This is a genomic window from bacterium, assembly GCA_021372775.1.
In the GTDB taxonomy this organism is placed as follows: Bacteria; Acidobacteriota; Polarisedimenticolia; order J045; family J045; genus JAJFTU01.
The window spans coordinates 1-6432 of record JAJFTU010000064.1; the positions used below are offsets into that span (position 1 = coordinate 1).

At 73.5% G+C, this 6432-nt stretch carries 5 protein-coding genes; 1 reads left to right on the top strand and 4 read right to left on the bottom strand.

All coding sequences use genetic code 11. The features are described 5' to 3' along the window. Positions 1-9: 9 nt before the first annotated feature. Positions 10-345 (bottom strand): DUF1820 family protein, encoded by a 336-nt coding sequence (locus LLG88_02590; GenBank protein ID MCE5245795.1) that lies wholly within the window; start codon positions 343-345, stop codon positions 10-12. Positions 346-463: 118 nt separating this feature from the next. Here LLG88_02590 and LLG88_02595 point away from each other — a divergent pair, with 118 nt between their 5' ends. After that, positions 464-1915, top strand: a complete 1452-nt coding sequence (locus tag LLG88_02595; protein MCE5245796.1) for a PQQ-binding-like beta-propeller repeat protein — start codon at positions 464-466, stop codon at positions 1913-1915. A 160-nt stretch (positions 1916-2075) separates the two neighbouring features. On the opposite strand, the gene LLG88_02600 is transcribed toward LLG88_02595, so the two are convergent. The 3 genes from LLG88_02600 to LLG88_02610 form a co-directional block, all read right to left on the bottom strand. After that, a complete protein-coding gene (locus tag LLG88_02600; protein ID MCE5245797.1) occupies positions 2076-4001 on the bottom strand; it encodes a DUF3857 domain-containing transglutaminase family protein in 1926 nt (641 codons plus the stop codon). A 2-nt stretch (positions 4002-4003) separates the two neighbouring features. Then, positions 4004-5968 carry a DUF3857 domain-containing protein gene (locus LLG88_02605; GenBank protein ID MCE5245798.1) on the bottom strand — a complete coding sequence of 655 codons (1965 nt, stop codon included), beginning with the start codon at positions 5966-5968 and terminating at the stop codon, positions 4004-4006. After that, positions 5965-6432 (bottom strand): hypothetical protein (locus LLG88_02610; protein MCE5245799.1); only part of this gene is annotated, 468 nt, incomplete at its 5' end. The genes LLG88_02610 and LLG88_02605, both read right to left, overlap by 4 nt.

A 6432-nucleotide genomic window follows, 5' to 3' on the forward strand; every position in this document is an offset into this window, starting at 1 on the left:
GCGTCGGGATCAGGGTTTGTCGGACTTGGGGAGCGGCAGGGGGAACGGGGCGACGTTGCCGCCCTTGCCCGCGACCTCGGTGATGCGGCTCGTCCCCTGCTTGTCTACTTCGTCGATCCGCACCACGGCGTGCATCGGCACGAAGAACCGCTTCACCCCCTCGAACTCGCGCTGCAGCCGCTCCTCGCCGGGATCGACGATCGCCGTCGTCTTCTGGCCGAAGACGATGTCCTCGATCTCCACGAAGCCGAGCAGCGCGGCCGGGGACACGCTCCGCGCGTAGAGCTCGTAGACCTGCCCTTGGTTGTGGAACGCGATGCGGTAGAGGGTCTTCTTGGTCGCCATGGCGGAATCGATGATACGCGCCCGCCGCCGGCGCCGGCCAGCCGACCGTCCGGGGAGACACGTCGCCCGCGCCGCGGGAACGCATGGTGCAATGCCGTCGCCCCCACCGGAGGACACCATGCGAAAGACCATCGCCCTCGCCCTCGGCCTCGCGCTCGTCGCGCCGGCCGCCTTCGCCGACTCGCCGATGTTCCGCGGCGGCCCCCGCCACGAAGGCGTCTGCCCCGGCCCCGCGGTCCGCCCGGGCAAAGTGAAGTGGTCGTTCCGCACCGGCGGCAAGATCCGCTCGACCCCCGCGCTCGCCGGCGGCACGCTCGCCGTCGGCGCCGAGGACGGCTTCCTCTACGCGCTCGACGCCAAGACCGGCGCGCTGCGCTGGAAGTTCAAGACCGAAGGGGACGTCTCCTCCTCCCCCGCGATCGCCGACGGCCGCGTCTTCTTCGTCGGCGGCGACGGCGCGCTGCGCGCCCTCGCGCTCGCCGACGGCAAGGAGCTGTGGAAGCTCGAGACCGGGCCGCTCGGCCACTACGAGTTCCCCGCGGGGAACGTGCGGACGTGGGACTACTTCGCCTCCTCGCCGGTCGTCGCCGACAGCGTCGTCTACGTCGGCGGCGGCGACCGCAAGATCCACGCCGCGGACGCCGCGACCGGCAAGGAGCGCTGGAGCTTCGCCGCGCAGGGGATCGTCCGCGCGACGCCGGCCGTGGCCGACGGCGTGGTCTTCGCCGGCGACTTCGCCGGGCGACTCTACGCGCTCGACGCGGCGACCGGCGCCGCGAAGTGGACCTTCAAGGTCGAGGGAAGCCGCTCCTTCCCCAACGGCGAGATCCAGTCCTCCCCCGCCGTCGCCGACGGCCTCGTCTACTTCGGCTCGCGCGACGCGCATCTCTACGCCGTGGACGCGGCGACCGGCAAGCTCGCGTGGCGCGCCTCGCACGACGGCTCCTGGGCGCCGACGAGCGTCGCGATCGCCCGCGGCGTCGTCTACGAGGGCAGCTCCGACGGCAAGTTCGTGCGCGCGCTCGACGCCAAGTCCGGTGCGGCGAAGTGGACCCACGACGCCGGCGGCCGCGTCTTCTCCTCGCCGACCGTCGCCGGGGACCTGCTCTACTTCGGCACGCAACTCGGCGAGTTCTACGCGCTGGAACTGACGGAAGGGAACGTCCGCGGCACGTTCGCCGACGAGGCGGCGATCCAGTCCACGCCGGTCGTCGGCGACGGGCTCGTCTACGTCGCCGGCGACGCCGGCCGCGTCTACGCCGTCGAGGGGCCGGCCTACGACGCGTCGATGGAGCCGAAGGCGATCGAGATCCCCGCGTCCGCGCTTTCGGCGTTCGCCGGGAAGTACGCCTACCGCAGCTATTCCACGGAGGTCCGCGTCGAAGAGGGGGCGCTCGTCTTCGACGGCCTCGGCGAGCCGAAGATGCGGCTGCTCGCCTCGGCGCCGAACGCCTTCTTCTGCAAGACCAACGGCTGGACGTTCGCCTTCAAGACGGACGCGGCGGGCAAGGCGACGGGGCTCGCGCTGAACATCGAAGGCCAGACGTTCGAGCTGACCCGCGCGAACTGACCGGCGCCGTCGAGCGCGCGCGTCCGGCGGAAAACGAGGCGGGGTCGGCAAGACGCCGGCCCCGCTTTCGTTCCGCGCGGCGGAAGCCCGGGGTTCCCTCGTCGAGCCCCGCCGCGTCGCGCTCCCGCGCGGACCGTCGTGCGGCGCGGCGCGCGATTCCTCAGGGAGTCGCCAAGACGAGGCGCGCGCTGTTGAGTCGGCGCAGGTCCTCCCGCAGAGTCCGCAGGTCGCCGTCGGTGGCGTCGCGGATCGCCACGCGCAGGAGCAGCTCCCGCTCCACGACGACGACGTCCCCCTCGGCCTTCGCGCGCAGCTCGAGCCGCGCCGCCGGCATCTCGCGCAGGTACGGCGCGGGCAGCGTCTGCGGCGCCCGGCCCTTCAGCTCCACCTCGACGCGGTCCACGATCCGCAGGTCGCTCGGCAGCCGCCGCGAAGCCGAGTCGGCCTCTCCCGCCACCGGCAGCATGTCCAGATCGAAGAACGGCCCGAGGTCGAGCGTGCGCAGCGCGCCGCCGCCGGCGAGGGCGTCCTTCCAGCGGTAGGCGACGTCGTAGGCGTAGCGGCGCGCCTCCCGCTTCGGCGGCGCGACCTTCAGCTCGTCCACCGCGCCCCGTTCCTCGGCCAGCCGGCGGAAGACGACCTTGCGCAGCCGCTCGTCCTTCTGCACGAAGTCGTCGAACCCCCACGGCTCGAGCAGTCCGTCGAGAACGATCTCCTCGCGCACGGACGCGTCGCCGGATGAGTCGAGCGTGATGCGCGTCGCCGCGCGCCGCTCGGTCACCGCATCGACGCGCGGCGTGATCTCCGCGAGGCCGCTCGTCTTCTCCGAAACGACGAGCGCGCGGCCGCCGACGAGGTTGCCAGTGTCCGCCTGCACGGTCGCCGACAGCGTGGCGTCGATCAAACGCACGTCGCCGAGACCGGGAACGTCGATGATCGTCATCTCCGGCGTGCGCGGGCGCCCCGCCCAAGGCACGGCGACGATCGCGTGGCCGAAGCCGGGCCCCGGCATGGCCGGATCGACTTGGTGGAGCGCGGGGGGGTTGACGAGCGCCGGATACGCCTCGACGCCGACCTCCCGCAGCAGCGCGACCATCAGCAGCGCCTTGTCCTTGCAGTCGCCGAACGCGCGCCGCAGCGTCTCCTCCGGCTGACGCGGCTTCAGTCCGCCCCAGCCCAGTTCCGTGCCGAAGTAGCGGACCCCGCGGGCGCGGCGCTCCGCCTCGGCGACCGGATCGCCGCCGCTCGCCCGCACCTCCGCCGCCAGCGCGGCGACCGACGGCGGCGCGACGGCGGGGATTCGGTAGAGCTCGACGCCCCAGCGCGCGACGCTCGCCCAGTCGCGGAACGTCGGCGGGGCGCCGGCCGGCGCGTAGTCCACCGCCGCGAACAGGTAAGACTGCGCAAGAGCGTCCGGCGCCGCCTTCTTCGGCGGCGCCGGCACGTCCTCGAAGACCCATTCGGCCGCGTCGCTCGTCTCGCTCGACGGCTGCGCGGCGAGTCCCTGCGTCGTCTTGAGGCGCGCCGTGTACGCGCCGCGCGGCTCGATCGAGACGGCCACGACGGCGCGCGCCGTGGGCCAGGCGTGTTGCGGAAAGAAGCGATCCTGCGGAAAGTCGGCCTTGCTGAGGTAGTCCGCCTCGAAGACGACGAACCCGCCCGGCGCAACGGCCGCGTTGACGACCGTCGCCTGACTGTCGTCGAACGTCATCTCCTCGGAGAAGGACACCGTGACCGCGCTCTTCGCCTTCTCCCGCTTCACGCGGCCGCGCGCGTCCACGGTCCAGACGCGGAGGTTCGTCTGGCGCACGAACCCCGTCGACAAGACGCCGACCTCTCCCGCCTCGAGCCCCTCGCCGTTGTTGATCCGGACGACGCCGCGGTGGACGCCGGTCCGCTCGCCGTTCCGCACCGTCAGCCGCCATTCTTCGAGCAGGACGACCGCCGGCTTGTCCTTGTACTTCTCGATCGCCGGCGAGCTCAGGTACGGCTCGGCCCAGGAAGGCGCCGAGTCCGCGGCGAGCGCCGCGGGGCAGAGCGCGGCGCAGAGCGCGGCCGCCGCGGCCAGCGGGAAGCGTCGGGGCATCCTCATCTCCTTTCGAACGTCGCCTCGGCGGCGAGGGCTCTCTTCAACGCCAGCGCGAAGGCCCGCGCGGAAGCGTAGCGCTGCGGAACGATCTTCTGCTTGGCGACGGCGAAGCGGGCGCGATAGACGAGCTCGTTCGGCGCCGCTCCCGCGCGCCACGAGGCCTCGAACGACAGGCCCGCGCCGAGGAGCCGCGCGGGGGGCGGCGGCGTCCGGGCCGCGTACCCCTCGGGGGCGACGAACGTCTGCTCGAACTCGATCGTGAAGGGACGCGGCCACCAGAGCGGCAGTCGGCGCCGCTCCGCGACGGGCAGGCCGAGCCGCTTGCTCACGACGTCGCGCGGCCGGACGACCAGCGTCCCGCCCGCCGCCAGCGCCGCGTCGGCCTGGGCGAACGAGTAGTTGGCCGCGAAGGAGCGCGACAGATCGTCCGGATCGCCGGTCTCGACGCGCGCTTCCGCGAGCGATCCCGGCTCGCCGTCGAGAAACTCCGTCGCCCGGCGTTCGGGCGTCGCGCCGCTCCACGCGTCGCGCCGTTCCTGCTCCAGTTGGCCCGCCCAGACCGCTTCGCCGGCGACGCGCGCCGAGCCGTTCGCCGCGAGCTCGATCCGCTCGCGCCGCGTCAGCACGTTCGTCTCCGCCGCCGCGCACGGAACGCCGATCCACGCCGCGTCGAAGACCGTCGCCGCGTGGAGCCGCGCCGTCGCGCGGGAGACGCGCAGCGCGTTGTCCGAGCCGCCGCAGAAGGCCGCGGAAACGATCCCCGGGCGGCAATGGCGGCAGGAGGGATCGAACGGGATCGGCGTCCGCCCGTCCACCGCCTCGGCGATCGGCCGCGCCTCCTCCGAGCGCTCCGGCGTCGGGAGGCGGCACGACTGCCGCGAGACGTCGTGCGCCAGGAGGAGCGAGGCGTCCACGCCCGCCTCCTCGGCGAGGACGACGGCCAGCATCGCGGCCTCCTCGGCCGTGCCCGCGCGCGACTCCAGCAGCGCGTCGGCGGTCTTGTTCGGCCCGCCGTCCGCGGCGTCGGCGCCGGCGTCCGGAACGAGCGCGATCTCCCGCGCGATCCACGCGCCGATCCGCTCGAAACGCTCGCGCGGGCTTCCCGCCGCGAACTCGCGCGCGGCCAGCTCCCGCGCCGTCTTCCGTTTCGCCTCGAAGGCGGCGAGCCGCCGGTCGCGCACGGCGCCCTCCGCGTCGTCGAACGCCCCCCGCGGCGCGATGAACATCCGCAGCCGCGTGTCCGCCTCCGGCGGCGAGAGCGGTTCCCGCGCGTACGCCGGCACGTCGCGGCAGACGACGCGGTCCACCACATCGTCGCCGTCGGGGGGCGCCGTCTCGACGGCGCACCACGGGGCGATCGCCGCGCAGGAGTGGGCGGCGACGTCCAGTCCGGACTTCGCCGGGCGGCGCGCGACGAAGGTCGCCTCCCGCACCGGGATCGACTCCTGCACGTCCCACAGCGGCCACGGCGCCACGCGGCCGCGCCGCAGCTCGTATTCCCATTCGAGCACCGCGCCCGGCGCGACGGCGGGGAACGTGAACTTCAACTCGCGCCGCTTGGTCTCGCCCTGAGCGTCCACCGCTTCGTGCCGCATCTCCGCCGTCAGTTCGACCTTCCGCCCGTCGGGAAGGGCGGTGCGCGCCGCGAAGCCGGTCAGGCGCCACTCGCGGCCGCTCGGCTCCTCGTAGGAGACGATCGACTGGTTCGCCCAGGCGCGGCCGTCGTCGTCGTTGATCAGCACGCGCTTGCGGACGGTGAGGACGTTCTCCGCCTCGCCGTTCCGCGCGCGTCCCTCGATTCGCCACGTCTCTTCGTGGAGCAGGACGACCGCCGGCGCGGCCGCCTCCTCCTCCGCCGGATTCCGCGGCGGCTGGGGCGAGAACCCGAGCGGATCGAAGGCCGACGCCGCGCCGACGGCGGCCGCGAACGCGGCGAACGCGGCGACGGCGCGGCGCACCCTCACTTCCCTTCGAACGTCGCTTCCGCGGCCAGCGCCTTGCGTAGTTCGAGCGCGAACGCCCGCGCCGCGGGGTAGTCCTTGAGCGGGATCTTCGTCTTCTCCACCGCGACCTTCGCCGCGTAGACCAGCTCGTTCGGCTTCGACCCGACGCGCCACGCCCCTTCGAACGTCAGCCCCGGCCCGCTCAGCTTCTTAGCCTCGGGCAGGGCGCCGGCCTTGAAGCCCTCCGGCGCGACGAACGTCTCCTCGACGACGACGCTGAACGGACGCGGCCACCAGAGCGGGAAGCGGCGCTCTTCGTCGATCGGCAGGCCGAGCCGCTTGGCGATCACGTCCCGCGGCCGCACGACGAGCTTGCCGCCCGCCGCCAGCGCCGCGTCCCCCTGCGCGAACGCGTACTTCACCAAGTACGGAACCGACAGGTCGTCCACGTCTCCGGTCTCGACCTTCGCCTCCGACAGCGCGCC

Excerpts from the sequence above, each read along its gene's own strand:
- LLG88_02590 (MCE5245795.1), bottom strand. The coding sequence starts at position 345 with ATGGCGACCAAGAAGACCCTCTACCGCATCGCGTTCCACAACCAAGGG.
- LLG88_02595 (MCE5245796.1), top strand. The coding sequence starts at position 464 with ATGCGAAAGACCATCGCCCTCGCCCTCGGCCTCGCGCTCGTCGCGCCG.
- LLG88_02600 (MCE5245797.1), bottom strand. The coding sequence starts at position 4,001 with ATGCCCCGACGCTTCCCGCTGGCCGCGGCGGCCGCGCTCTGCGCCGCG.